General features: G+C 59.5%; 25 protein-coding genes. 8 read left to right on the top strand and 17 right to left on the bottom strand.

What is annotated here, in order from left to right; genetic code table 11:
* Positions 1–6 precede the first annotated feature (6 nt).
* The 5 genes from GS12_RS03750 to GS12_RS03730 are packed head-to-tail and all read left to right on the top strand — an operon-like array spanning position 7 to position 6,100.
* The gene (locus GS12_RS03750; RefSeq protein ID WP_034944078.1) at positions 7–1,113 is read left to right on the top strand and encodes a C45 family autoproteolytic acyltransferase/hydolase; all 1,107 of its coding nucleotides are present in this window, start codon (positions 7–9) and stop codon (positions 1,111–1,113) included.
* Between the two features lie 15 nt (positions 1,114–1,128).
* Positions 1,129–2,682, top strand: a complete 1,554-nt coding sequence (locus tag GS12_RS03745) for an ABC transporter substrate-binding protein (RefSeq protein ID WP_034914196.1) — start codon at positions 1,129–1,131, stop codon at positions 2,680–2,682.
* A gap of 15 nt (positions 2,683–2,697) precedes the next feature.
* A complete protein-coding gene (locus GS12_RS03740; protein WP_034944076.1) occupies positions 2,698–3,639 on the top strand; it encodes an ABC transporter permease in 942 nt (313 codons plus the stop codon).
* The gene (locus GS12_RS03735) at positions 3,639–4,457 is read left to right on the top strand and encodes an ABC transporter permease (RefSeq protein ID WP_034944073.1); all 819 of its coding nucleotides are present in this window, start codon (positions 3,639–3,641) and stop codon (positions 4,455–4,457) included. Before GS12_RS03740 ends, GS12_RS03735 begins: the two co-directional genes overlap by 1 nt.
* Positions 4,457–6,100 carry a dipeptide ABC transporter ATP-binding protein gene (locus tag GS12_RS03730; RefSeq protein WP_034944070.1) on the top strand — a complete coding sequence of 548 codons (1,644 nt, stop codon included), beginning with the start codon at positions 4,457–4,459 and terminating at the stop codon, positions 6,098–6,100. The genes GS12_RS03735 and GS12_RS03730 overlap by 1 nt, the downstream gene beginning before the upstream one ends.
* A gap of 54 nt (positions 6,101–6,154) precedes the next feature.
* Here GS12_RS03730 and GS12_RS03725 read toward each other — a convergent pair whose 3' ends face one another.
* Both GS12_RS03725 and GS12_RS03720 read right to left on the bottom strand, forming a co-directional pair.
* Positions 6,155–7,408: an enolase C-terminal domain-like protein gene (locus tag GS12_RS03725; RefSeq protein ID WP_034944067.1), complete on the bottom strand. Its 1,254-nt coding sequence runs from the start codon at positions 7,406–7,408 to the stop codon at positions 6,155–6,157.
* Positions 7,409–7,490: 82 nt separating this feature from the next.
* Complete coding sequence (locus GS12_RS03720) at positions 7,491–8,195, bottom strand: FadR/GntR family transcriptional regulator (RefSeq protein ID WP_034944169.1); 705 nt, start codon at positions 8,193–8,195, stop codon at positions 7,491–7,493.
* A gap of 277 nt (positions 8,196–8,472) precedes the next feature.
* Here GS12_RS03720 and GS12_RS03715 point away from each other — a divergent pair, with 277 nt between their 5' ends.
* From GS12_RS03715 to idnD, 3 genes are read left to right on the top strand one after another with little or no spacing between them, the layout of a single operon-like run.
* Entirely contained in the window at positions 8,473–9,240 is a 768-nt protein-coding gene (locus GS12_RS03715; protein ID WP_034944064.1) for an SDR family oxidoreductase, read from the top strand.
* A gap of 52 nt (positions 9,241–9,292) precedes the next feature.
* On the top strand, positions 9,293–10,669 hold the full coding sequence (locus GS12_RS03710) for an MFS transporter (RefSeq protein ID WP_052118348.1): 1,377 nt from the start codon (positions 9,293–9,295) through the stop codon (positions 10,667–10,669).
* Positions 10,650–11,690 carry an L-idonate 5-dehydrogenase gene (idnD, locus tag GS12_RS03705; RefSeq protein ID WP_034944061.1) on the top strand — a complete coding sequence of 347 codons (1,041 nt, stop codon included), beginning with the start codon at positions 10,650–10,652 and terminating at the stop codon, positions 11,688–11,690. Before GS12_RS03710 ends, idnD begins: the two co-directional genes overlap by 20 nt.
* A 30-nt stretch (positions 11,691–11,720) precedes the next feature.
* Here idnD and GS12_RS03700 read toward each other — a convergent pair whose 3' ends face one another.
* The 15 genes from GS12_RS03700 to GS12_RS03630 all read right to left on the bottom strand — a co-directional run bounded on the left by GS12_RS03700 (position 11,721) and on the right by GS12_RS03630 (position 26,077).
* The gene (locus GS12_RS03700; RefSeq protein ID WP_034944059.1) at positions 11,721–12,551 is read right to left on the bottom strand and encodes a phosphodiesterase; all 831 of its coding nucleotides are present in this window, start codon (positions 12,549–12,551) and stop codon (positions 11,721–11,723) included.
* A 9-nt stretch (positions 12,552–12,560) separates the two neighbouring features.
* Positions 12,561–13,544 carry an ABC transporter ATP-binding protein gene (locus GS12_RS03695; protein WP_034944056.1) on the bottom strand — a complete coding sequence of 328 codons (984 nt, stop codon included), beginning with the start codon at positions 13,542–13,544 and terminating at the stop codon, positions 12,561–12,563.
* A gap of 2 nt (positions 13,545–13,546) precedes the next feature.
* Positions 13,547–14,332 (bottom strand): ABC transporter permease, encoded by a 786-nt coding sequence (locus GS12_RS03690; RefSeq protein ID WP_034944053.1) that lies wholly within the window; start codon positions 14,330–14,332, stop codon positions 13,547–13,549.
* Positions 14,329–15,204 (bottom strand): ABC transporter permease, encoded by an 876-nt coding sequence (locus tag GS12_RS03685; RefSeq protein WP_034944050.1) that lies wholly within the window; start codon positions 15,202–15,204, stop codon positions 14,329–14,331. Before GS12_RS03685 ends, GS12_RS03690 begins: the two co-directional genes overlap by 4 nt.
* Positions 15,204–16,205, bottom strand: coding sequence for an ABC transporter substrate-binding protein (locus tag GS12_RS03680; protein WP_034944047.1), 1,002 nt, complete (start codon positions 16,203–16,205; stop codon positions 15,204–15,206). Before GS12_RS03680 ends, GS12_RS03685 begins: the two co-directional genes overlap by 1 nt.
* A 26-nt stretch (positions 16,206–16,231) precedes the next feature.
* Positions 16,232–17,230, bottom strand: coding sequence for a LacI family DNA-binding transcriptional regulator (locus GS12_RS03675; protein WP_034944045.1), 999 nt, complete (start codon positions 17,228–17,230; stop codon positions 16,232–16,234).
* Between the two features lie 283 nt (positions 17,231–17,513).
* A complete protein-coding gene (locus GS12_RS03670; protein WP_034944042.1) occupies positions 17,514–19,139 on the bottom strand; it encodes a gamma-glutamyltransferase family protein in 1,626 nt (541 codons plus the stop codon).
* The gene (locus tag GS12_RS03665) at positions 19,136–20,632 is read right to left on the bottom strand and encodes a class I adenylate-forming enzyme family protein (protein ID WP_034944039.1); all 1,497 of its coding nucleotides are present in this window, start codon (positions 20,630–20,632) and stop codon (positions 19,136–19,138) included. Before GS12_RS03665 ends, GS12_RS03670 begins: the two co-directional genes overlap by 4 nt.
* Positions 20,629–21,411, bottom strand: a complete 783-nt coding sequence (locus GS12_RS03660; protein ID WP_034944037.1) for a VOC family protein — start codon at positions 21,409–21,411, stop codon at positions 20,629–20,631. The genes GS12_RS03665 and GS12_RS03660 overlap by 4 nt, the downstream gene beginning before the upstream one ends.
* Before the next feature lie 10 nt (positions 21,412–21,421).
* Entirely contained in the window at positions 21,422–21,838 is a 417-nt protein-coding gene (locus GS12_RS03655) for a PaaI family thioesterase (RefSeq protein ID WP_034914225.1), read from the bottom strand.
* Positions 21,839–21,848: 10 nt separating this feature from the next.
* Positions 21,849–22,865 carry a quinone oxidoreductase family protein gene (locus tag GS12_RS03650; protein ID WP_034944034.1) on the bottom strand — a complete coding sequence of 339 codons (1,017 nt, stop codon included), beginning with the start codon at positions 22,863–22,865 and terminating at the stop codon, positions 21,849–21,851.
* A gap of 12 nt (positions 22,866–22,877) precedes the next feature.
* Positions 22,878–23,858, bottom strand: a complete 981-nt coding sequence (locus tag GS12_RS03645; protein ID WP_034944031.1) for an ABC transporter substrate-binding protein — start codon at positions 23,856–23,858, stop codon at positions 22,878–22,880.
* Between the two features lie 3 nt (positions 23,859–23,861).
* The gene (locus GS12_RS03640) at positions 23,862–24,626 is read right to left on the bottom strand and encodes an ABC transporter permease (protein WP_034944029.1); all 765 of its coding nucleotides are present in this window, start codon (positions 24,624–24,626) and stop codon (positions 23,862–23,864) included.
* Positions 24,627–25,382 carry an ABC transporter ATP-binding protein gene (locus tag GS12_RS03635; RefSeq protein ID WP_034944026.1) on the bottom strand — a complete coding sequence of 252 codons (756 nt, stop codon included), beginning with the start codon at positions 25,380–25,382 and terminating at the stop codon, positions 24,627–24,629. It abuts the gene before it with no gap.
* Positions 25,379–26,077 carry a GntR family transcriptional regulator gene (locus GS12_RS03630; RefSeq protein WP_034914236.1) on the bottom strand — a complete coding sequence of 233 codons (699 nt, stop codon included), beginning with the start codon at positions 26,075–26,077 and terminating at the stop codon, positions 25,379–25,381. The genes GS12_RS03635 and GS12_RS03630 overlap by 4 nt, the downstream gene beginning before the upstream one ends.
* Between the last annotated feature and the right edge of the window lie 112 nt (positions 26,078–26,189).

The following is a 26,189-nucleotide window of genomic DNA, read 5'->3' as shown; positions in this document are numbered from 1 at the left end:
TTTATCATGACGCAACCCTTTCCCCTGATTGAGATTAGCGGTGCGCCTCTGGCGCGCGGCCGCCAGTACGGTGAGCAGGCTCGCGCGCGTATCCATGCCAGCGTGGCGATCTATGGCGACCAGCTCGACAGTTTGCACATCAGTCAGACGCAGCGCAGCGATCTGATCGAAAGCTTCACCAGCATCATTCACCACTTCGATGCCGACTATCTGGAAGAGATGCGCGGTATTGCTGAAGGCGCAGGCGTTTCGCTGGAAGCGATCATTATGATTAACGCGCGAACCGAGGTGATTGCTCAGGCGCGGCGGCTGAAAGAGATAGCCGATCCCCACGACAGCACTATTAAAGATGGCTGTAGCGGCGCGGTGATCCTGCCGGAGCGCAGCGCGCACGGTAAGCTTATTCACGGCCAGAACTGGGACTGGCGCGCCGAATGCGCCGAAAGCTCGGTCGTGGTAAAAATCCGTCGCGAGGACGGCCCGGACGTCCTGACCTTTGTTGAAGCCGGCGGACTGGGGCGCAGCGGTTTGAACAGCGCCGGAATCGCCATCACGGCCAACTATCTGCGCTGCGAGCGTGACTATATGCAGCGCGGCGTGCCGCTCTCACTGATCCGCCGCAAGGCGCTTGAGCAGCAGCATATGGCGCTGGCGATGCGCGTGGTCGCCACCACGCCAAAATCCTGCTCCAACAATATGATCCTCAGCACCAAAGCAGGCTTCGCTATCGATTTCGAATGTGCGCCGGATGAAAGTTTTACGCTCTATCCGCAGGACGGCCTGCTGGTACATGCCAACCACTGGGAAAGCCTCGCGGCGCGCTGCAAGGTGCGTGAAGAGGGCGTTGAGGCCTCGCCGGATTCACTCTATCGCAGCTGGCGCGTCAGCAAACGCCTTGCGGAAAGCGCACAGCTTGACGAAGACGCAATGAAAGCGGCCTTTTTTGATGATTTTGGTTCGCCATACTCCGTTTGCCGTCCGCCAAGGCCTGGCTTTAGCAGCGATCTTTCGGCGACGGTGGCGATGATCGTCATGACCCCGGCAGACGGCGTGATGGATGTTGCGCCATTGCCCGCCATCAATAAAACCTTCACGCGCTATGCGCTCGACTAAACCCGCGAGGACAGTATGAAAAAATTACCATTAAGCGCCGCCATCGCTTTCCCTTTTTTACTGGCGGTGTCCGCGCAGGCGGCCGATCAAAGCGTGATCCGTTTTGCCCTTAACCAGGACATCCGCAGCAGTCAGCCGGGCGTTAATCGCGACGGCAACACCGACGACGTGCTGATGCACGTGGTGGAGGGGCTGGTGGGCTACCGTGAGGACGGCACCGTCGGGCCGATGCTTGCGTCAGGCTGGAAACGCTCCGACGACGGCAAAACCTATACCTTTACGCTGCGCGACGGCGTGAAGTTTCATAACGGCGACGCGATGACCGCCAGTGACGTGGTCTGGAGCTGGAAACACTGGAACGATCCGAAAACGCAGTGGCGCTGCCTGCGTGAGTTCGACGGCAGCGGCCTGATCCATGTGACCTCGGTCAGTGCGCCCGATGCTAAAACGGTGGTGATGACGCTGGAAAAACCGGTGGCGCTGTTTCTGGATTCGCTGGCGCGCACCGACTGCGGCGCGACGGCGGTGGTCAGTCCGAAATCGGTGGACGCCGATGGCAAATGGCAACAACCGATTGGCACCGGGCCGTTCCGTTTTGGCGAATGGAAACATGGCGAATATGTCTCGCTGCTGCGTTTCAATGACTATGCGTCGCTGCCGGGCAAGCCGGATGGTTTTGTCGGCGGTAAGCAAGCGTTGGTGAATGAAGTGCGCTTCATGGCCGTGCCGGACGCGGCCACGGTCAAAGCCGGGCTCAGCTCCGGCGCCATTGACGTTGCCCAGGTCAGCCCGATTGACGCCAGCGATCTGAAAAAAGATGCCAACCTCGCCATCGAAGTCGCGGCCAATGCGCAGCGTCACGGCCTGCTTATCCAGACCAACGATCCGCTGCTGAAAAACGTCAAGCTGCGGCAGGCTATCGCCTCGGCGCTTGATACGCAGCAAATCGCGCTCGGCACCAGTCAGGGCATGGCGACGCCTGGCAACGCCAATATCTCCACCGCGTCAGCCTTTTACGGCGCGACGGAAAAACAGGGTTACAAATACGATCCGGCGCAGACCGCAAAACTGCTGAAAGAGGCGGGCTACAAAGGCGAAACCATCGAAATCATCGCCAACAAGCGCTCTACCGTGCCGAGCTTTGATATGGCAATCATTGCCCAGGCGATGCTTCAGGCGGCGGGCATTAACGCGAAAGTCACCACTATGGAATGGGCGACGCAGCTTGAGCGTTACCAGGCCGGGCGCTACCAGATGATGACCTTCACCTATTCGGCGCGCTTCCATCCGGCGCTGGCCTTTGAGCAGATCGTCGGCGACAAAGCGAAGCAGTCGCGCAAAGTGTGGGACGATCCCGAGGCGATCAGGCTGACCGACAGCCTGGCGTACATGGACGATCAGAAACAGATCCAGAGCACGGTAGACACGCTGCATAAGCAAATGATTGAGCAGGTGCCGCTGATTTTCTTCTATCCGGGGCTGGATATCGTCGCGCACCGCAAAGCCATCGGCGGCTACAAAGCGTGGCTGGCCGCATCGGCCAGACTGTGGAACGTTACCAAATCCTGATCATAAGGAGCGCGCATGTTGCAGTTTCTCATTACCCGCATCATGGCTGCCATTCCGACGCTGCTGCTGGTGACCGTGCTGGTGTTTCTGTTAACGCGGCTGGTGCCGGGCGATCCGGCTTTGCTGATGCTGGGCGATATGGCGACGGAATCAAGCCTGGCCGATTTGCGTCACAGCATGGGGCTGGATCAGTCGCTGCCGCAGCAGTTCATTATCTGGTTCAGCCAGATGATCCACGGCGATTTTGGTCACTCCATACAGACCGGCCAGCCGGTACTGCCGCTGATCCTTCAGCGCTTTGGCGTCACGCTCAGCGTGGTGCTGGTGGCGGTGGTGATCGCCTCGCTGCTCGCGGTGCCTGCGGGCATGCTGGCGGCCTGGAAACAGAATTCGTCGTGGGATGTCGGGCTGGTGATGTTCTCCACCTTTCTACTCTCTGTTCCGAGCTTCTGGATGGGGCTGCTGATCCTGCTGACGCTCGGCCTGTGGCTTGGCTGGCTGCCGGTGGTGGGGTATGTGGCGGTCAGCGATAACCTGCATCAGGGCATTCTCTATTTGTTAATGCCGATTATGACGCTGGTGCTGGTTGAGGTGGGCGCGCTGGTACGCATGATGCGCGCCAGCACGCTGGAAGTGCTGCGTCTTGACTATGTTTCGCACGCGCGTGCAAAAGGGCTGCGTGAGCGAACCGTGTTGTCACGGCACGTCTTCCCCAACGCCTTTGGCCCTACCTGGACACTGATTGGCCTGACGCTGGGCAATCTGCTGAGCGGCGTGGCGGTGACGGAAACGGTATTCAGCCTGCCGGGCCTTGGCCGGTTGCTGGTTGATGCCATCTACGCCCGCGACTATCCGGTGATTCAGGGCTGCATGCTGTTTATCGCCACGCTCTACGTGCTGACCAACCTGGTGATCGACGCGCTCTATCCACTGTTCAATCCGAGGGTATCCGCCTGATGAAACGAAGAATGGCTGTGTCGCCCAACGCGCTGCTGGGTACGATACTGATTGGGTTGATCGCCACGGCGGGACTGGTCGGTTTTTTCTGGACGCCGTTCGATCCGGGCAGAATAAACATTCTGGCGCGGTTGCAGGCGCCAACGTCTGTGCACTGGTTCGGCACCGATGAGTACGGGCGCGACGTGCTCAGCCGGTTGTTGCTCGGCGCCAGCGCCAGCCTGTCGATCTCACTGATTACGGTGTCGTTCGCGCTGCTGGTCGGCGTGATTTTCGGCCTGATCAGCGGCTATCTGCGCGGCGTGGTCGATCGGCTGATCATGATGATTACCGACACCTTACTGGCCTTTCCGGGAATTTTGCTGGCGCTGGGCCTGCTGAGTATTTTGGGCAACAACCGCTACGGCATCATTATCGCGCTGGGGCTGGCCTATACGCCTTCGGTGGTGCGCATCGTGCGCGGAACGGTCATGGGCCTGCGCGAGGCGGATTTTGTCGCCGCCTCCAGAGTGATGGGGCACAGCGAGCTGGCGATTTTGCGTCGGCACGTTCTGCCTAACTGTATCGCGCCGCTCACCGTGCTGGCGACGTCAATGCTGGGCTGGGTGCTGATCTCCGAAAGCGCGCTCTCTTTTCTGGGGCTGGGCGTGCCGCCGCCGGAGCCGACCTGGGGCAACATGCTGTCGGCCAGCCGCACCTACCTTGCGCAGGCGCCGTGGCTGGCGCTGCTGCCCGGCGCATCGATCTCGCTGGCGCTGCTGGGCGTCAATCTGCTGGGCGACGCCCTGCGTGATTATCTCGATCCGAGGATGCAATAATGAAAACGCTTTCCAGTCCGTTAGTTCAGGTCAGCAACCTGCGCGTGACCATTAACGAGCGCGAGGTGGTAAGAGGCATCTCTTTTAACGTTGCGGAGCGGGAAGTGCTGGCGGTGGTGGGCGAATCCGGCAGCGGGAAAACACTGGCGATGCGATCGTTAATGCACCTGTTGCCCGGCGGCATTGATTTCGACGCAGCCGGGATGATTTTTGATGGTCAGAGCCTGCTTAATCTGACGCCGGAGCAGCTGCGCCAGGTGCGGGGAGCAGGCATCGGCATGGTGTTTCAGGAACCGATGACCTCGCTCAACCCGGCGATGACCATCGGACGCCAGCTTGATGAAGGGCTGGCGCTGCATACCTCGCTTGACGCGGCGGCGCGGCGGGTGAAAATTGTCGCCATGCTGGAGCGCGTTGGTCTGGCGCAGGCGGCAACCTTACTCAATCGCTATCCGCATGAGTTTTCCGGCGGCATGCGCCAGCGGGTAATGATCGCCTCGGTCATGCTGCCTGAACCTAAACTGATCATTGCCGATGAGCCGACCACTGCGCTGGACGTGCTGGTGCAGCACGAGGTGATGGATCTGATGCTGTCGCTGACGGCGGAGAAGGGTAGCGCGGTGATCCTGATCAGCCACGATCTGTCGATGGTGGCGAACTACGCATCGCGCATTATGGTGATGGAGCAGGGCGAGCTGGTGGAGCAGAACAGCAGCCAGGCGCTGCTCGCCCGCCCGCAACATCCCTACACCTGCCGGTTGCTGGATGCGCTACCGGTGCGAAAAGCGCCGCCGGATCGCAAAAAGCTGCTGGCCGCCGAAAGCGTGATTGCGCTGAGCAATATCGATATCACCTATCGCGGCCGCAAGGCGTGGTTCAAACCCGTTACCCTGACGCAGGCGGTGAAAGGCGTCAGCTTTAACGTGCGCGCGGGTGAAACGGTGGCGCTGGTCGGCGCCAGCGGCTCCGGGAAAACCACCATCGGCAAGCTGATCGCCGGCATGCTGACCGCCAGCGCGGGTACCCTGGCGTTTAAGGGCAGGCTGCTGACTACGGCCAGCAAGACGGAACGCAAAGCGTGGCGCCGGGAGTGCCAGATTATTCAGCAGGACCCGTTTTCATCGCTCAACCCGCGTATGCGTATTGGCAAAATTCTGGAAGAGCCAATGCTGCTGGTGAAGACGCTGAACGCGTCGGCGCGACAGCAGCGGGTGCGTGAGGTGCTGGCCGAGGTCGGGCTGGAGGACATTTTCCTGACGCGCTATCCGCATCAGCTCTCCGGCGGCCAGCGGCAGCGCGTGGCGATAGCGCGCGCCATCATTCGCCGTCCGGCCTTTATCATTGCCGACGAACCCACGTCGGCGCTGGATATGACGGTGCAGAAGCAGATCCTGCTGTTGCTGAAACGCCTTCAGGAGAGCTACGGCTTCGCCTGCCTGTTTATCACCCACGATCTGGGCGCAGTGGAGCAAATTGCCGATCGCATTATGGTGATGGAGAAGGGCGAGCTGGTGGAGAGCGGCTGGAGCGACGAGGTGCTGGATGCGCCACAGCATCCTTACACGCAGCGGCTGCTGAACTGCCTGCCCGCGCTGAAGCCGCTGGCGGGCGGCGGCTATCAGCTCCAGCAGAAAAGCGCGTAATGTCCATTTTCAACGCCGGGCGACGGGGACAGATCGGCGCCCGGCATTTCTCCTTTAAGGACGCGCGGCGGTGCCGTCGGGCAGGCGGGCATTAGTCCATTCCGGCAGTCCGCCAGATACGGGATATTTCGCCGCCTCTTTCTCGTTAATATCCACGCCCAACCCCGGACGGTTGCTGAGATAGGCGTAACCGCGAGCAATTTCCGGGCAGCCAGGGAAGACCTCCTGAAGCGCCTCGTTGACCGGCGTATACTCCTGAATACCCAGGTTGGTAATACTCATGTCGATATGCAGGTTGGCGGCCACGCCCACCGGCGAAATATCTCCAGGCCCGTGCCACGCCGTTCTGACACCGTACAACTCAGCGAAAGTCGCCAGCTTTTTCGCCGGGGTAATGCCGCCAATGGTACTGATATGACACCGAATGTAGTCGATAAGGTGATTCTGGATCAGCGGTTTCCACTCGTTGATTTGAGTGAAAAGTTCGCCCATCGCCACGGGCGTGCTGCTCTGCGAACGCAGGGTGGTCAGCCAGTCAATATTCTCTGGCGCAACCGGATCTTCAAGGAAAAACAGTTGATACGGCTCCAGTGATTTCGCCATCTGTACGGCGGCGATAGGCGTAATACGCTCATGTACGTCATGAATAAACTCCACGCCAAAACCCAGCTTGTTGCGCAGGTGCTCAAACAGACGAGGCACCGCGCGAGCATACGCATCAGGATCGAAATAGATGCCGGGGGTTTGCGTTCTCGGCGAGACCTTAGGCTGAATATTACGCGCCTTCGCCAGTTTACCGGCAATCAGCCGCAGATCGTCGGTGCCTGCGCCGCCATACATGCCGATCTGACAGCGAACATACTGATAACCTTCCTCCATTCGTGCGCGAATGTTGTCTTCAACTTCACATTCGTCCGCGCCGTCGCAGTGACGGTAGAGCGGAATGCCGTCGCGGCACTGTCCGCCCAGCAGTTCATAAAGCGGCATGTCCGCCATTTTGCCTTTCAGATCCCACAGCGCCATATCAATGCCGGACAGGGCGTTATTCATTACCGGCCCGTTGCGCCAGTAGCCGCTGACGCTGGCCGACTGCCAGATGTCTTCATTACGCGTGGGATCTTTGCCGAGCAAAAACGGTTTCATATAGTTTTCAATCGCCGCCGCCACGGCATAAATGCGCTGAGTAAAGGTCGCGCAACCCAGTCCGTAAAGACCTGGCTCGTTGGTTTCGATTTTGACCACCACCAGGTCAATGCCGCCGGGCGCGGTGAGAATGGTTTTAACGTCGGTAATATGGAGTTTTTTCATAGCAGCTCTTATTGTTCCTGTATGATGTCCTACATGTTGAGGGATGATTACGGTCCCAAAAGGAACCTGAAATCATCAAATGTTATTCAGTTTGCCGCGCATCTTCAATTGCGTGTACGTTATGCGCCATCGCGCCGTTCAGCGTATCGGTCGCCAGGCTGGCATCACGGTTTTTCAGCGCCATAAACACCCGGATATGCGCTTCCACGCTCTCCAGCGTGACGCCCAGCACCCGGTTCAGCTCCTCCAGGTAATGAACGTAGATGTTCTTCAGCGATTCCATGACGTGGATAAAAACCTTGTTATGCGAGGCCTTTACGATTGCAAGATGAAATTCGTAATCTGCCAGCGAGTATTTTTTGTAATCATCGCGGCTGACCAGCATCCGATTGAGTGCCTTCTCAATCGCCTGAATATCGTCATCCGAGGCCTGGGTGACCGCCAGCTCAATACATTTGAATTCCACCGTTTGCCTGAAAACCCGCATATCGTCAAACTCCTCGCGGGAGAGGTGCAGAATCGGCTGATTGTCATTAAAGGCACCGTAGCGCGCTATATCACGCGTCACATAAGTACCTTTACCCTGATGGGTGATGACCACACCCAGATCGCGTAGCTTCTGCACCGCGCTTCTGACGCTGACGCGGCTGACCTGAAACGTGGTTGTTAGCTCCGCTTCCGACGGCAGCTTGCAGCCCGGTTTCCATCGGCCGCTCTGGATGTTTTGCTTCATCTGTTCATAGATGACGTCAACGACGTTATGTTTCTGAATACTTTCCAGCGCCACATGATCTTCCACTTGTCCTACATGCTTCAGTTTTTAACTTTTCACGGGCTTGCTGACAAGCTGTTTTTTTATGACAGAAAAAAGGAAAACGCGCGTTGTTAAGGCGTTTTTATTAAAATCAAATAATTAAGTTGTCTTCGTTTTTTTTGGTTGTTAGCCGAAAGTAAATTTTTGTGAGCAGGTTTGCACTTTTTTTCTACGTCGTTTGCCTCCAAAAGCCACATCACGTAGAACTGTTTTCACACTACTTGTTAGTCATGTTACATGAGGAGGGGTTATGCAGGCACTATTCGATCTCAGCGGTAAAACGGCGCTGATTACCGGTTCCACCCGCGGCCTGGGTTTTGCTTATGCACAAGGCCTTGCCAAAGCAGGCGCCAGCATCATTTTAAACGGCACCCGCGAAGAGCATATGGCTCACGCGCTGGAACAGCTTAAGAAAGAAGGTCTGAATGCACGCGGCTTCTGCTTCGATGTAGCGAATGAAGCGGAGATTGCACACGTCTTTCGTCAATTAGACGATGAGCAGATCGCGGTGGATATCGTCATTAACAATGCGGGGATTCAGTTCCGTAAGCCGATGCTGGAGCTGGCGCTGAGCGACTGGCAACGCGTGCTGGATGTTAACCTGACCAGCGCGTTTTTGGTGTCGCGTGAGGCAGCGCGGCGCATGGTTGAACGCAAGCAGGGCGGAAAGATCATCAACATTGGCTCACTGACCAGCGAAGCCGCCCGAGCAACCGTTGCGCCTTATACCGCTGCAAAAGGCGGCATCAAACTGCTGACGAAATCAATGGCGGCGGAGTGGGCATCGTTCAACATCCAGACAAACGGTATCGGCCCCGGCTACATTCTCACCGATATGAATGAAGCGCTGGTGGCAAACGAAGAATTTAATCGCTGGGTATGCAGCAGTAATCCCTCCGGCCGCTGGGGCAAGCCTGAAGAGCTGATCGGCACCGCCGTTTACCTGGCGTCTTCTGCCTCTGACTATGTTAACGGACAGATGATTTACGTTGATGGCGGCTGGCTGGCGACGCTGTGAACCACGTTGTATCACTCAAAAAAATAATACTCTTTCACGGTAAAGGCTGAATATGAAACCGACGCGTACCCGACTTTCAGTTCTGGCAATGTTGTTCATTGTTACCGCTATTAATTATATGGACAGAGCCAACCTCTCCGTAGCAGGTTCACACATCCAGGGTGAATTTTATCTCTCCGCCACGCAGCTTGGCCTGTTGTTTTCAATGTTTACCTGGTTCTATGCCATGAGTCAGATCCCGGTTGGCTATCTGCTTGATCGCATCGGATCGCGCTGGCTTTACGGCAGTGCCATCGTGCTATGGAGCCTGTTTACATTACTGATGGGGCTGGCATCACATCACTTTTTCGCCACGGCCACCGCATCGTTTATGATGTTACTGGTCTGCCGCGCGCTGATTGGCATTGCTGAGGCGCCGTCTTTCCCTTCCAATACCAAGATCATCGCCACCTGGTTTCCCGATCATGAACGTGCAAGAGCCACGGCGACCTACGCCAGCGCACAGTACATCGGCCTGGCGCTGTTAACGCCGATCCTGTCGTTCATTGTCAGCAAATGGGGCTGGGAAATGTCGTTTTACCTCTCCGGTCTTGTCGGTGTGGTATTCGGTATTTACTGGCTCTGCGCCTACCGGGATCCGCAGCATAGCGACACGGTGAACGCGGCGGAACTGGAAATGATTCGTAAAGGCGGCGGTTACGGTTCTGAAAATCAGCCAGCCCGCAACAGCAACATTAACTGGCAATCTGTAAAATATATTCTGCGTCAGCGCACTACCTGGGGATTGTTTATCGCCCAGTTTGCGGCCTCGTCTACGCTCTACTTCTTTCTGACGTGGTTTATCGTTTATCTGGAAAAAGGGCTGCATCTTTCAATTGATAAAGCCGGAATTGGCGCGATGTTTCCGTACATGATGGCGATGGCGGGCGTACTCTGTGGCGGTACGCTAAGCGATATGCTGCTAAAACGCGGCTTCAGTCGTACCCTGGCGCGAAAGCTGCCGGTGATGGCCGGTATGCTGTTGACGTGCTCCATCGCACTGGTGAACTTTTTTCAGGACAGCCCGGTGATCGCCATTGCTATTCTCTCCGTGGCCTTTTTTGCCAATGCGTTCTCTAACCTGGGCTGGGTGGTGTGTAGCGACGTCATCCCACGCCATCTGATCGGCACCATTGGCGGATTTTTAAATATATTCGGCAACCTTTCCGGCATCGTAAGCCCCATCATTATCGGCGTCATCCTTCAGCGCACGCACAACTTCCAGTATGCGATGTGGTATATCGCCGCCGTTGCGCTGCTGGGCTTTTTGGCTTATCTGCTTCTGGTGGGACGCATTGAGGTAATCACCCCGCCGGGAGACGATGAAAAAGCACCTGTTAACTCCAAATCCAACGCACAGGGAAATCATCATGCATCAGAAAACAGTTAAAGCCGTGATCGTCAGCGCCGCCCACGAAGTGCATTATGAAGATCGCACCATCGAATGGGATGACAGGCAGGTTCTGGTACGCGTGGATCGCGGCGGTATCTGTGGTTCCGATATTCATTATTATCAGCACGGACGCGCAGGCATGTCGGTGCTGAAATCGCCGATGGTGCTCGGCCATGAATTTGTCGGCGTTATCGATAGCGCACCACAAGAGAGCGGACTGCAAATCGGCCAACGCGTGGCGGTCAATCCCTCTTGTCCCTGCCAGCGCTGTACGTTTTGCCTGGCGGGTAAGCAGAATCTCTGCCGTTCGATGCGGTTTATGGGTAGCGCGCAGTTTTTCCCGCATGTAAACGGCGGTTTCGCTGAATACGTGGCAGTTGACGCCGTACAGTGCATCCCGTATGAGGCTCAGGCCGATGCGAAGATCATCGCCTTCGCCGAACCGCTGGCCGTATGCATTCATGCTATTCGTCAGGCGGGAGACTTAACCGGCAAACGGGTGCTGGTTACCGGCGCGGGGCCGATTGGCTGTCTGGTGATTGCCGCCGCGTTAGCCTCTGGTGCCACGGAGGTAGCGGCAACAGATATCAGCGAGCGCTGCCGGACGCTGGCAGAAGAGATGGGGGCCAGCCAGACGGTTGACCCGCGCGATGAAGACAGCGTGGCGGACTGGCGCAATAACGGCGGCGTTTTTGATGTCTGCTTTGAAGCCTCCGGTGCCAGCGCGGCGGTGGCCTCTGCGGTTGACTTCACCCGTCCCGGCGGCATTATTGTGCAACTCGGCATGGGCGCGGCGGAGGTCAACTATCCCATCGGGCCTCTGTTGGTTAAAGAAGTGCAACTGCGCGGTTCGTTCCGCTTCACCAGCGAATTCACCACGGCGGTGCGCTGGCTGGAGAAGGGAAAAATTAACCCGCTGCCGCTGCTCTCGGCTGAGATGAACATGAGCGAGGCGGTCAGCGCGCTGGAAATGGCATCGGACAAGTCGCGCGCGGCGAAGGTACAGCTGGTTTTTTAAGCCGCGCACCTGAATGAGCACACTGGCGAATCAGTCAATCAGCCCCTGCGCATCGTAGAAAGGCCACGGGCCGGGGTAGTCGCCAATGGGCAGGTAGTGCGTCACCATCGGCTGATCGTCATGCCACTGGTGCAGCAGCATGCCCGGCGGCTCCAGCACGAAATTTGCCGGGCCGTCCGGGGTGAAATCCGCCGCCACCTGGTGCGACGTACCCGGCGCGCTGCACACTATCACGCCCGCCAGCTGCGACACCATATAGCGATGCACGTGGCCGCAGAGCACACGCATGACCTGTGGCGCATGCATGAGGATCTGCGCCAGGCGATCGGCGTCCTTCAGATTCTGGCGATCCATATGGTCGATGCCGCTGATAAACGGCGGGTGATGCAGCATCAACAGGGTGGGTTTTTCCGTCTCTTCGGCCAGCCGGGCGCTGAGCCAGGCCGCACGCGCTTCGCACAGTTCGCCCCACGGTTTTTCCGGCACGGTGGAATCAAGGCCGATCAGCCGCAGCGGATAGTCATTCACTTCCCAGTGCAGGAATTCGCCCTCTGACGGCATCCAGCTTTTGTCGACAAAGGCGCGGCGAAAGGCAGGGCGCGCATCGTGATTGCCCGGAATGGCGAACCACGGCAGCGTCAGTTCATCCAGCAGCGCGCGTACCGTGGCGTACTCCGCCTCTTTACCAAAATCGGTCAGATCGCCGGTGATGACCACTGCGTCCGGCGCCGGGCGCAGCGCATTGAGTTGGGCAATACCTGTTTTCAGCGCGCTCAAGGTATCCACTTTCCGATAGGAGAGGCGGCCGGCGGTTCTGACATGCAGATCGCTTATCTGCGCAAGTACAAAGGAACGTTTCATCACAACTCCTTAATGATGGCCGGGAAGGCGAAACAGGCTGCCCGCGTCGGCGCGCAGGCCGACCGTTTTTCCTTCCGGCCAGCGTTCACGGGCCGGGCCATCAACCTGAATGCGCTGCCCGCTGGCAAGCTCCACCAGCACGCGCTGGCTTTGACCCAAAAACGTGCTGTTCAGCACGCGGCCTTCCAGTAGCGCGCCCGCGCGTTCGCCGAGGCGAATATCTTCCGGGCGGCAGTAAACGTTGCCGTCGGCCAGCGGCAGTTGATTCACCGCGCCGACGAAATCCGCCACGAATGGCGTGGCCGGATGGAAATAGATGTCGCGCGGCGCGCCGATTTGCTCAATGCGGCCGTGCTGCATGACCGCGATGCGATCGCCCAGCGCCATCGCTTCCTGCTGATCGTGCGTAACATACACCGCCGTGATCCCCGACTGCGCCAGCAGCGTGGCGATATCCTCCCGCAGCCTGTCGCGCAGGCTGGCGTCCAGTGCCGCCAGCGGCTCATCAAACAGCAGCACCTTCGGGCGGGCCGCCAGCGCGCGGGCCAGCGAAACGCGCTGTTTCTGCCCGCCGGAGAGCGCCTGAACGGAACGATCGGCAAAGGCCAGCAAATCGACCATCTCCAGCATCTCGCCAACCCGCTGACGAACGGCGCTCTCGCTCATGCGCTGAATGCGCAGGCCGTACGCCACGTTTTGCGCCACGTTGAGATGGGGAAACAGCGCATAGTTCTGGAACACCATGCCGACGCTGCGTTTTTCAATCGGCAGGGCGGTGACGTTGCGATCGTTAAACCACACGTCGCCACCGGCGTCGCAGCGCTCCAGTCCGCTGATGATGCGCAGCGTGGTGGTTTTACCGCAGCCGGACGGGCCAAGCAGCACCAGCGTTTCGCCGGGGTGGATATCCAGATCGAGCGGAAAGAGCGCGGTATGATCGCGGTCAAAGGTGCGCGCGCAGTGACGCAGGCGAATGGCTACAGGATGGGTCATGGTCAGCCCTCTCTTTTACGCTGGCTGATAAAGTGCATCGCCAGCAGCAGTGGAATAATCATCATTAAAAACAGCGTGGTATAGGCCGAGCCAATTTCCAGGCGCATGGAGGCATAGCTGTCGGCGAGGCCAACCGGCAGCGTTTTGGTCAGCGGCGTGTGCAGCATCCAGGTGATATTAAATTCTCCAATGGAGAGCGTGACGACCATGAACGCCCCGGCCAACGCGCCCGACAGACAGCCAGGGATCACCACGGTAAAAAAGCGCCGGACGCCGCCCGCGCCGAGGCTGGCGGCGGCTTCCTCAACCGAACGCAAATCGGAGGTCTTCATCACCGCCAGCACAGGGCGCACCATAAACGGCAGCGTAAACAGCACGTGGCCGATGAGAATAAACAGCCAGCTACCGCGCAGCCCGCTGACGCCGCCATAAACCAGCAGCAGGCCGAGCGCCGTGGCCAGGCCAGGAATGGCGACCGGCAGCATCAGGCACTCTTCGATCCAGCCCGCCAGCCGCGACGGGCTTTTCAACAGTCCCCAGGCGGCGGGGACGCCGAGGGTTATGGTGCAGAACAGGCAGGCAAGGGCGATGCCCAGCGACAGCCAGAACGTTGGGGCATATAGCGCCCACACTTCTTCAAGCCAGCGCAGCGTCAGTCCGCTTTTCAGGCCGGTGAAATAGTTTTCGGTAAAACCCGCCATGACCGACATGCCAATCGGCACGATCAAAAACAGACAAACCAGTAGCGTCAGCGTCAGTTGCAGCGCAAAAAGCAGCGGGCGATTCATAGCATGGCTCCTGATCGATTACCGGAGAAGCGACGCGTAAGCAGCAGCGCGCCCCAGGTCACGACGCCCATCACCACCGACAGCGCGGCGGCGGTGGCAAAGTTGGCGTAGTTGGTGAATTCGCCGTAAATGGTCAGCGGCAGCACGGTCAGTTCGGTGCCGAGGGTAAAGGCGGTGCCGAACGCGCCCATGCTGGTGGCGAAGCAGATGGCGCAGCTTGACAGCAGGGCGGGCGCCAGCCCCGGCACAATTACGTCCCACACGATGCGCCAGCTACCTGAGCCCAGCGATCGCGCGGCTTCCTCCAGGCTGCGGTCGAGTTGTTCGCAGGCGGCGACCAGCGTCATGATCACGCGGGGAATGGAAAAGTAGAGATAGCCCAAAAACAGGCCGCCGAGGCTGTAGGCGAAGATCCAGCGCTGGCCGGTCAGCGCCTGACCCGCCAGCGCAAAAATCCCCTGGCGGCCGCCTAGCATGATGATCAGGAACCCGACCACCACGCCGGGAAAGGCAAGTGGAAAGGTGAGCAGCGCCAGCAGCAGTCCCTTCCCGGTAAAGCGGTGGCGCGCCAGAAAGCAGGCTACCACCGCAGAAATCGCCACCGCCGCCACCGACACGCTTGCTGACAGGATCAGCGTGGTGACCAGGCTCTGCAAATAACGCGGTTGGGTAAGGATCGTCCAGTAAGCATTTTGCCGGGTGGCGCTGTCGGGCAGCGTGCCCAGCACCACCAGATACCCGAACGGGATCAGCCAGAAGGCGGTAAAGACGATCAGCGCAGGGATCAGGGCGAACAGGCCCGCGCGCGGCAGCGTAACGCGGCGAGCGCGTCGTCCGCCCGCACGGGAGGACGATGTGCAGAACGCCGACATTACTTCACCTCGTTCAGATACTGCGTGGAGAAGGCTTTTTGCGCGGCCGCCATCTGTTGATAGTTGACGGTACGGGCGCGCTGGTAGTCGCTGTCCGGCAGGAACTGCGCTTTCGCCGCCGCGGTCATCGCGCTTTCACGCACCGGGCGCAGCCAGGCGTTGGCCCAGATCGCCTGTCCGCGATCGGAGAGCACGTAGTCGATCACTTTTTTACCTTCGCTGGCGTGCGGCGCATTTTTCACCAGACTGATGACGTACGGTACTCTGATGCTTCCTTCTTTCGGGATGACGAAAGCCACGTTGGCGTTATCTTTATACTTCGCACGATACGCATTGAAATCGTAATCGAGCAGGATCGGAATTTCACCGGAAAGCACGCGTGCATAGGCGGTTTGCTTCGGCACAATCGGGCTGTTTTTGCTTAGTTTTTTGAAGTATTCGATGCCGGGTTTAACGTTCTCCAGCGTGCCGCCTTTGGCGAGGTTTGCCGCCGTAGCCGCTGCATAGCCGACAAACGCGCTGGCTGGATCGAGATAGCCGACCATGCCTTTATATTCAGGTTTCAGCAGGTCATCCCATGACTGCGGCACCGGCGCGCCGTTCAGCGCGTCCACGTTAACCATAAAGCCGATGGTGCCGGAATGAAGCGCCACCCATTTTCCATCAGGATCTTTCATATCCGCCGGGATCTGCGCCCAGCCCGCAGGCTTGTAGCTCGCCAGCACGTCGGCGTTTGCCGCCTGGATGCCGAAGGTGATGCCGAGATAGACCACGTCCGCAACCGGGCTGGCTTTTTCCGCCACGATCTGCGCCAGCGCCTGGCCAGAATTTTTGTTGTCCTGCGGCACCACAATGCCGGTATCGTTGGCGATGGCTTTTAGTTGTGTTCCCCAGTCGGCCCATTCCGGCGGACAGTTGTAGCAGATGGCGGGCGCGGCGATGGCCTGCGCTGACAACAGCGCTGCGCCGACGAGCGATAAGGCAGTAAGCGTCTTTTTCATGGGTATTCCCTGGTGTTGGTCGGTCATCAAAACCGCGCCGGGGCGATGCTTTCACCCTGGCGCAGCGTAAAATCGAGCGTTTGCGAGCTGACGCTGACGTTCGCCAGCAGGTTCATCATGCTTTCCATCGCGGCGGCGCCCAGTTCGCGCTGAGGCTGCACCACCGAACAGAGCGACGGATGCACCATTTCGCCCAGCGCGATGCCGTCAAATCCGATCACAGAGATATCGGTCGGTACGCGCCATCCCAGCCGTTGCAGGCCGCCGATGGCGCTGAGCGCCAGCAGGTCATTGGTGCAGATCAGGGCGGTCAGCGCGCTTCCTGACGCAAGCCAGGGGCGCAGTAACGCCACATCCACGCGGGTGTGATGCGCCATTTCTATCAGCGGCTGTGCGGGCAGGCCCGCAGCGGTCATTGCGTCGCAGTAACCCTGATAGCGCAGCGCGGCGCGGTCTGACTGCCGCACCGGCCCGGCAATCATCGCGATTCGCCGGTGACCCAGCGCCAGCAGGTGGCGGGTGGCCTGGCAGATCGCCTGACGGTTATCGACGCTGATGGTGATAAATTCTGGCGAAGCGGCAGGATTGTGTACCAGCACCGCCGGCAATGACTCCTGCGCCAGCAATCTCAGGCAGGCGCTTTCGCACGCGTTGGCGACGGTGAGGATCATGCCGTCCACGCGTTGACGCAGCATGTTCTCCAGCACCCTGGATTCGCGGTCGGCATCGTAATCGGTGGTGGCGATCATCAGCGAGTAACCGCGTTCGCGTGCGCTGTTTTCCATTGCCTGGAGCTGTTCGCAGAAGACCGGGTTGCGCAGCGTGGGCAGCATCACGCCGATGATGCGCGTTGACCGCGTGCGAAGCTGGCGTGCCACGTAGTTGGGGCGAAAACCCAGGGTTTCGGAGGCGGCATAGACTTTGTCACGCGTCGCTTCACGCACCTTTTCCGGTTCGGAAAACGCGCGCGCTGCGGTGGTTCTTGATACGCCCGCCAGACGGGCAACGGTCAGTAAATCGGTCATGCTTCCGCTCGCTTTGAGAAAATGGGATCGATCCCATCCACGGCTATGCTGCTGGCGGAACGTGTCAGTGGGATGACGGGAAGATGACGGGGAAATGTCGGCGTGCGGGGCAGGGATTTTAAAGACAACGCTGTTATCAGCGGACGACATAAAGGCGCCACAAGCGCCGGGACGCTGCCACAGGGATGCGGCAGCGAAGCCCTTATAGATGAGTTTACGGCGTCCAGGCGTGACGCCTGTCACCGCAGCAGGCTGTTGGGTTTACTGTGTTTTTTAAGTCACATCAAAAACCAATCGCCTGACCGTCCCGTCGGCTGTCGCTGGCGATCACATAACCGTGATCGGCTTCCGGCGAAAGCTTCCAGATAAACTGACCGGAACCGAAATCCATATAGGGATCGTTAACGGACTTGAACTGATGGCCTCTCTCTGCCAGCGCCGCGGAGGCCGCGTCATCAAAGCCGGCTTCAAGATCCAGGGTGAAATCGCGGTTGACCTTCCAGCGCGGCGCATCGCAGGCAGCCTGCGGTTGCTGCTGATAATCGAGCATGCGTACCAGCGTCTGCACATGCCCCTGTGGCTGCATGTCGCCGCCCATCACGCCAAAACTCATCTGCGGAAAGCCATCTTTGGTCAGAAAACCGGGAATGATGGTATGGAACGGGCGTTTGCCGGGCGCTACAACGTTGGCCGAACGCGGATCGCCTGAAAAACCTGCCCCGCGATTTTGCAGACTGATACCGTACTCGGGCACCACCACGCCGGAACCGAACCCCATGTAGTTTGACTGAATAAACGACACCATCATGCCGCTCTCGTCAGCGGTGGTCAGATAAACGGTGCCGCCGCTGGCCGGCATTCCCGGCAGCGGCAGGCTTGCCCGGTTCAAATCGATAAGCTTTGCGCGCTCCTTAAGATAGCCATCATCCAGCATCTGGGCAGGCGTCACCGCCATGGCGCGCGGATCGGCAACGTAGTTATAGATGTCTGCAAACGCCAGCTTCATTGCTTCAATTTGCAGATGCTGAGAGGCCGCGCTGTCCAGCGGCAGGCTCGCCAGATCAAACTGTTCAAGGATCCCTAACGCGATCAGCGCAGCAATTCCCTGGCCGTTGGGCGGCAGTTCATGCACGTCGTAGCCACGATACCGGCGCGTCACCGGCGTCACCCACTCCGGCTGGTAGGCGGCCAGATCGCTGTGCGACAACGGCACGCCGCTGGCCTGCGCAAAGCGCACAATTGCCTCAGCGGGTTCGCCTTCATAAAACGCGCGTGCGCCCTGGTCGGCCAGCAGACGCAAGGTGCGGGCCGCACCCGGCATGACAAACTTTTCGGCAACGGCAGGCGCACGGCCATTCGGCATAAAGGTTTGGGCAAAACCAGGCTGGTCATGCAGCAGCGGCACGGCAGCCTGCCACTTACGCGCGACCATCGGCGCGATGGTCACGCCGCGCTCGGCGATCTCAATGGCCGTCTCCAGCAGGCGCGAGAAGGGCAGCCTGCCAAAACGCGCATGCAACGCGCCCCAGGCCGCAATGGCGCCGGGAATGGTCACGCTGTCCCAGCCGCGCTCGGGCCGACGCGCGTGACCGTGCGCGTCAACGCCATAGCGTTTGGCAAACCACGCCGTATCCCAGTGCGAAGGCGCGGTGCCGGAGGCGTTTAGTCCGTGCAACTGCTGGCCATCCCACACCATGGCGAAGGCATCGCTGCCCAGCCCGTTCGACACCGGTTCAACAATCGTCAGCGTTGCCGCCGCCGCAATCGCCGCATCCACCGCGTTGCCGCCGTTCAGCAGAGCCTGATTCCCTGCCTGGGCTGCCAGCGGGTGTGAAGTGGCGACGGCGTTGCGCGCAAACAGCGGCGTGCGCGTGGTCAGATAGGGATTGTCCCAGTTAAAATTTATCATCGCTTCTCCTGACTTCTCATATTCGCTATGGCGTCTTCAGCCGCCGCACGCAGCGCCTGTTTATCCACTTTGTTGGTGCCCGCCAGCGGAAAATGGTCAACCAGCCAGATATGGCGCGGATGCAGATAGGCCGGGCCATTAAGCAGCGTCCAGGCTTTGATCGCCTCCGGCTGCGGTGTGCGACCCTCGCGCGGAATAACCCAGGCCACCGGCTTGCTGCCCTTTATCTCATCCTTCACTGCCACCACACACGCCTGCTGCACGTCGGGGTGCAGCTCGAGCAGCTTCTCCACCTCGCCCGGATAGATGTTTTCACCGCCGCAAACAAACATATCGTCACGGCGACCGACAAAGGTGTAAAAACCGTTTTCGTCGCGGGAAAAAACATCGCCGGTCACGTAATAGCCGTCGTCGGTAAAGGGGGAGGGCACGTCAGGCCGCTGATGATAACCCTGCATCAGCGCCGGACTGCGGATCTCCAGCACGCCGTGATCGCCTGGCTCTCCCTGCTCATCGCGCAGCCGCAGCGACACCGCCGGATGCGCACAGCCGTTTGCCTGAAGCGGTGCGGCAAGCCCCTGCGGATGCGGCCCGAACACCACCGGCCCGCCTTCGGTGGTGCCGTAGGCGTTGATGATCCGCGCCTGCGGCCAGAGCTGACGGATCTGATTAAACAGCCCTTCATTAACAGGCGCGGAGCCCATGCGTACGGTGCGTACCGGGGAGAGATCGCTGGCGTCGAGCAGGGCTTTTTCCTTCATCATCATGGCGATCATCGGCGGTACGGCGGTGATCCAGCTACAGCGATAGCGGGCGATGGCCTCAATGTACGTCCGCGCCTCAAACTGCGGGAGCAGAATAGTGGTCACCGAACTGGCCAGCGTCAGTAGCGCCAGCGCCAGCGCATTCATATGATAAAACGGCGCGGCGATCAGCACCCGTTCCCCGGCCAGTTCGTTCTGCGCCAGCCGCGTTTCCACCACCCAACGATGGCTGGCGTGGGTCAGGCGCACGCCCTTCGGCATCCCGGTTGAGCCGGAGGTATATAACAGCATAGCGAGATCTTCCGGCTGCGGCTGAAAAACCTGAAATGCCTCAGCAGGCGGAAGATCGGCCAGTTCACTGAAGGCCTGGCGGCTGCGCGAGGTGGTCAGCCGTGCGAGCGGCGCATCGTCGCCCATCACCAGCCGCGCATCGCAGTCGTCGAGGATCTTATCCAGCGTGGCGGCGGGAAATTTGATGCTCACCGGCACCGCCACCAGGCCCGCGCGCAGGACGCCTAAAAATGAGACGATAAAGTCGATGGAGTTTCGTCCCAGCAGCGCCACGCGTTCGCCGGTACGCAGACCGCGCGCGGTCAGCGCGGCGGCCAGTCCGTCGGCGCGGGCGTCCAGCGCCGCAAAGGTGATGTCAGGGCCGGATAGCATAATAAACGCCGGTTGCTGATTGTGGCGCGCCGCCGCTGGCAACGCACCCAGATTGGTGACGGTCATAACCTGAACTCAAGTAAGGTGTGAAGGGCGGGAAGGGCAATCAGTAGCCGTTCCGCATCCTGATAGTGCGGCAGCCTGAAACGAAGCGCGGCCTGCTTCAGGCGGGACAGTTCACCGCCGGTAAAGGTAATGGCGGCAAACTGGCTGCGACGCGTTTCATCAAGGCCCGGTAAACCGGCAGAAAAGTCGTGCCAGTCGGCACGCGTAAGCAGTTGTAGCGTCATGTTGGTGCTGCCGAGGCGCTGCCACTCATTGCGTTCGCTGTCGATATTGTCGGTCACCAGCGTCAGCATGGTCATGGCGGAAACGCCGTTCTCATGCCGCTGCCAGGGCGCGCGCCAGATCCACTCCGGGGTGTGATGCTGGCAAAAGTAGACGCGGCCCGCGGTAAAGCTGCCGGGCGCGAGTCGCACCGCACTGAAGCGTGCCTCGCCCCGTTCGCCGTCGGCTTCCACCTCGCGCGAAAAATGCTGAACGGGCAGGGCGTTGAATCCCTGTTTCCGTAGCTGCCGTTCGGTTTCTGCGGCGTCCTCGCTGCGAAAAACCAGCCCGTCAATGCCTGGCGGGCTGTCAAGCAGTTCCTGCCGGATGCGCTGCCCATGACGCGGGACGCCAATCAGCTCCAGGTAACGATCGCCAAATACAATCAGCTGATTCGATGAGCCGAGCGTGTGATGGCTTTCCGGCGTCAGCGTGAAACCCAGCGCAACAAACAGTTCGCGCGCTGTCGCCAGGTCGAAATGGTTATTCAGCACCAGATGGTCAACTACCTGCGTCATGGGTATCTCCTCAGGCGGCGGGCATGGCGTAAAGACCGCGGCCGCTCGCCACCAGCCGATCTTCACTGTCGTAAACCCAGGCTTCGGCGCTGGAAAACTGCTTGCCGACCTTAAGCACTTTGCCTTTAACGCGCAGGTCGCCGCGCGCCGGGCGATGGTAATCCACCCGCATATCCAGCGTCGGCACGCCCTTGCCCGCCCAGGCGACCAGCGCCCAGTCAGCGGTTAAATCCACCAGCGCCGCCAGGATGCCGCCGTGAATGTAGCCGCCGGCCGTGTTCACCACCCACTCGTCGCGAAAGCGCGCGCGCAGGGTAATTTCGCCCTTCGCCACGCTCTCCACTTCCAGCCCCAGCCACTGGTGATACGGCCCTTTCAGCAGCTTTTCCTGCACCTCTGCGGCGCTCAGTTCAAACGATTCGCTCATATTCTTCTCCTTAAGGCGTCACAATGACTTTGCCGAGGACTTCACGGTCGCGGATCAGCCGCAACCCTTCCGCCGCTTCTTCCAGCGGGACTTCGCGGTCGATCAGCGGTTTTATCTCGCCCTGCGCCACCAGGTCGAGCAGCGCCTCAAGATCGTCCTGATAGAAACTGTTAGAGCCTTTGATAGTCAGCTCAAAGCTCCAGATGTAGCGCAGATCTTCGGCCGGGTCATAGCCTGCGGTGGCGCCGCATACCAGCAGCGTGCCGCCGCGCTTCAGACACTTAAGCGACGGGCGCCAGGTATCGCCACCGGTAAAGTTGATCACCACATCCACGCCGCCCTCATAGGTGCGGCGCTGCGGTTTACCGTAACGGGCAATCGCCCAGCGTGAAAAATCCTCTTCGCGATAGTTCACCACGTGGTCGGCGCCGAGTTGGGTAAGCGCTTCACCTTTTTCGGCGCTGCCGACGCAGGCGATAACCTCTGCACCAAGTTTTTTCGCCAGCACCACGCAGGCAGTACCCACGCCGCCGCTGGCGCCGAGGATCAGCACGCGGTCGCCCTGTTTGATGGTGTTGTGCGTCACCAGCATACGGTGCGCGGTGCCGTAAGCCACCGGCAGCGCGGCGGCCTGGGTGAAGCTCACCGCGTCGGGCAGGGCGATCAGCTGCGCAGCGTCCACCAACGCATACTCCGCCATGCCGCCATCGATCATCTCGCCCATCAGGCCAACGCCGGGCTTCAACGGGTTAATCAGCACGCGGTCGCCGCTCTTCCAGCCCGTCACGTCATCAGCCACCTCATCAATCACGCCCGCAAGATCAAGGCCTGGTACCACCGGCAGCGGCACCTTGATGCCTGGCATGCCGTTCACGGTAAACACATCGTGATAGTTAAACGAGGAGGCTTTAACGCGCACGATAACGTGTCCGGCCTGAAGCGTCGGGCGCGGCCTGTCGGTGACGACCGAGAGGTTTTCCAGATCGCCGTGCTGATTGAGCACCAGCGCTTTCATTGTCTGAGTCACATATTTCTCCTGTTATTTAATGGATTTAGCAGCCTGCCAGGCAGCGCTGTCATAAAGGTTGTCCGGCACGTCGCCTTTCACGGTGCCGTTGGCGACAAACACCTGATGCTGACGCTTCAGCGTGTCGATATCGGCCGGTTCAAAGGTGATACGGTTCATGCTGTCCCAGCGGCTGAAGTAAATTTCCGCATCGCGCTGGGGCAGGTTAGCTTTCTGCTGAAGCAGGGTGACCACTTCCTGACGGTGATCTTTGCCCCACGCCAGCGTGTCGCGCAGCGCGGCGACCACGCGCGCTACCGTCTCCGGATGCTGCTCAATCAGCTGGCTGCGCACGGCGCCCACGCCGATATAGGGCACGGCTTCGCTGTGGGTGAGCTTTTTCCACTCGTCGGCAAAGCTGCCAAGCGACGTCACCTTCAGTTCATCCAGCTGTTCGATAGTCAGGGAGCGAAGCGCGGCGGCATCGACCTGCTTCTGCACAAGAAACTGCGCCAGGCGCGATTCGTTGCCGCCAATCAGCTGAAAATCATTGGGGCCAATATGGTTGTTACCCTGTAACAATGTGGCGGCGATCACCGCCACCGAAGAGCCCGCAGGCGACATGCCCACTTTTTTACCTTTGAGCTGTTCCAGCGAGGTAATGGAGGAACCCTGCGGCACCACAAACTGCACGTCAGCGGGCTGCGTCGCCGCAAATATTTTGATCGGCACCCCTTCCGAGGCGCTGCTGAACACGCCCGCCAGCGGCGCGCCAAAGGCAAGGTCGATGGAGCCGGCTGCCAGCGCTTTGATCGGTGCATTGACGTCCGGGAAGTGCACGAACTCGGCATCAATGCCGCGTTTGGCTAAAAAGTCTTTATTTTCCAGCACCGTACCGTAGCCTAGGCTCACGCCGCTGCTCCAGTAACCGATGCGCACTTTTTCAGCTGCGGATGAATTCAGGGCGAAGAAGGCCCCGGCAGCCAGCACGGCCGCCTTTAATACGTTTTTCATGGATTATTCCTGTGTGTGAGATTTCCAGCGAAAGAGATGGCGCTCCAGCGGCTTCAGCAGCCCGCCTTCCAGCAGCAGCATCAGCGAGACCAGCAGCAGCGTCCACGCAAAAACCTGATCCGTTTGCACCAGATCGCCCGCCTGCCGCAGTCGGTAGCCGATGCCGTCCGATGCGCCCAGCGTTTCCGCCACCAGCGAGACGCGCCAGCCAAAGCCAAAGGCCAGACGCGCACCGGAAAAGAAGTAAGGCAATATGGTGGGCAGATAAATTTTTGTCAGCGTTTGCAGGCGGCTCATGCGGAAACTGCGCGCCAGTTCGACGTACTGCCGCTCCACGGTTTGCGCGCCCTGCCAGACGTTGGTCAGGATCAGCGGCATCGCGGTCATAAACACCACAAAAATGGTGGTGGCGTTGGAGATGCCAAACCAGATGATGGCGAAAATGGCCCAGATGGCGGACGAAACCGTATTGAACACCGCCAGCAGCGGCTCAAAAAACTGCGCCAGACGACGGCTTGCGCCCAGCGCCAGTCCGGCCAGCGTGCCTGCCACCGTCGCCAGCAGGAAACCGCTCACCACCCGCGAAAAGGTGATGCCAATATCGTGCAACAGCGTATGGTTGCGCCACAGCATCAGCACGGCATTGAAGGTTTTTTCCGGACCCGGCAGTACGAACGACGGCATATTCCGCGCCGCCACCAGCCATATCGCAATAAAAATCGCCAGCAGCGCCAGCCGCTGTATCAACAGCGAGAAAGTAAACTTCATTTATACCTCCATTCGCAGCAGACGGACGTTTTCCGCCACGTCCCGGCCGGTCGGCAGACGCGGGCGGGGCAGCGGCATGTCAACAATCTGGCTGATACGTCCCGGCGCGGGTTGCAGAATGACGATACGGTCGGCCAGAATCACCGCCTCTTCAACGTCATGAGTGACCATCACCACCGTCATATTTTTTAGCTGACAGATGCGCAGCAGCTCGGCATGCATGGCGCTGCGCGTTTGCGGATCGAGCTTGGAAAACGGCTCGTCCATCAGCAGGATCTCCGGTTCGGAAACCAGGCTGCGCGCCAGTGCGATGCGGCTGCGCATGCCGCCGGAAAGCTGATGCGGCCACTTGTTGCCGACGCTCTCCATGCCAACCAGCGCCAGCGCGTCATCAATACGCGTACGGCGCTCCGCGCGGGGCAGCGTGCTGTTTTCCAGCGCAAAGCCAACGTTCTGCCGTACCGAGCGCCACGGCAGCAGCCGGTCTTCCTGAAACAGGTAACCCAGCCTGCGCCACTGGCTGAACCGCGCGATGCTTTCGCCCTGAAGGGTAATCGTGCCGCTGTCGGCAGGCAGCAGGCCGGAGATGATATTCAGCAGCGTGCTCTTGCCGCAGCCGGATGCGCCCAGCAGCGCCACGATTTCGCCGGGCCAGACGCTGAACGAGATCTCCTGTAGCACGGTTTGCGTGCCGAAACGTTTGCTGACCTTCTCCAACCCGATGGTCGGAGCCAGTACGCCCGCCTGTGCGCTCATGAAAAAATACTCCTGTGCTGAATGGGTAACAGCGTGCCGTCAGAGGCGAGCGTGGCGTAGATTTTCTCCAGCGTCATCGCCTGAAACGTCTCAATATGCTTGCGCGCGATGGTCTCGACGCGCTTGCGGTCACCCTCTTCAAAGGCCTGAATCATCGCATTGTGATCGTGGCGGATTTCCGGTTTGGTGCGCTGAACGTTAAAGCCCAGCGCCACCAGCCGCGCCATCTCATCCATCAGGGTGGACAGGGTGCGTAGCAGGTGCTGATTGCCCGCCGCCTCCGCAATCGCCAGGTGAAAACGTTTGTTGGCATTCATAAAGACGTCGATACGCGTGGAGAGGGGCGCGGCCAGTTCGACGCGGCAGTCCGCCTCCAGCTTTTTCAGCAAATCGATATCCACCTTGCCGACGGCAAGCCTGGCCGCCAGCGGTTCGAGCTGTGCGCGCAGGGTAAAGATCTCCTCGACGTCCTGAAGCGTGATGGGCGCAATGCGGTAACCCTTACGCGGACGCGACTCCACCAGAAAATCATGGCTGAGCCGCGCCAGCGCCAGGCGACAGGTGCTTTTACCCAGTTGGTAATGGGCCATCAGCTCGGATTCGGTGATAAGCGAACCCGGCATCATCTGACAGGTCAGAATGTCACGGCGTATTGCCAGGTATGCTTTGTCGCTTAACGAGAGAGATTGCGTCACGTTGGCCTCCCGGCCCCTCTTTGTGAGCGGCTCACCGCCGCCATTTAACCTGCTCAATGCGATCATTCTGTGTCAGGTCGGCAGCTGCTTCTAATAATTAAAACTGCATTAG

The sequence above is a fragment of the Erwinia oleae genome (genome assembly GCF_000770305.1).
Taxonomy (GTDB): Bacteria; Pseudomonadota; Gammaproteobacteria; order Enterobacterales; family Enterobacteriaceae; genus Erwinia; species Erwinia oleae.
The sequence above is the reverse complement of the archived record's forward strand: the minus strand, read 5'-3'. Positions and strand labels throughout refer to the sequence as shown.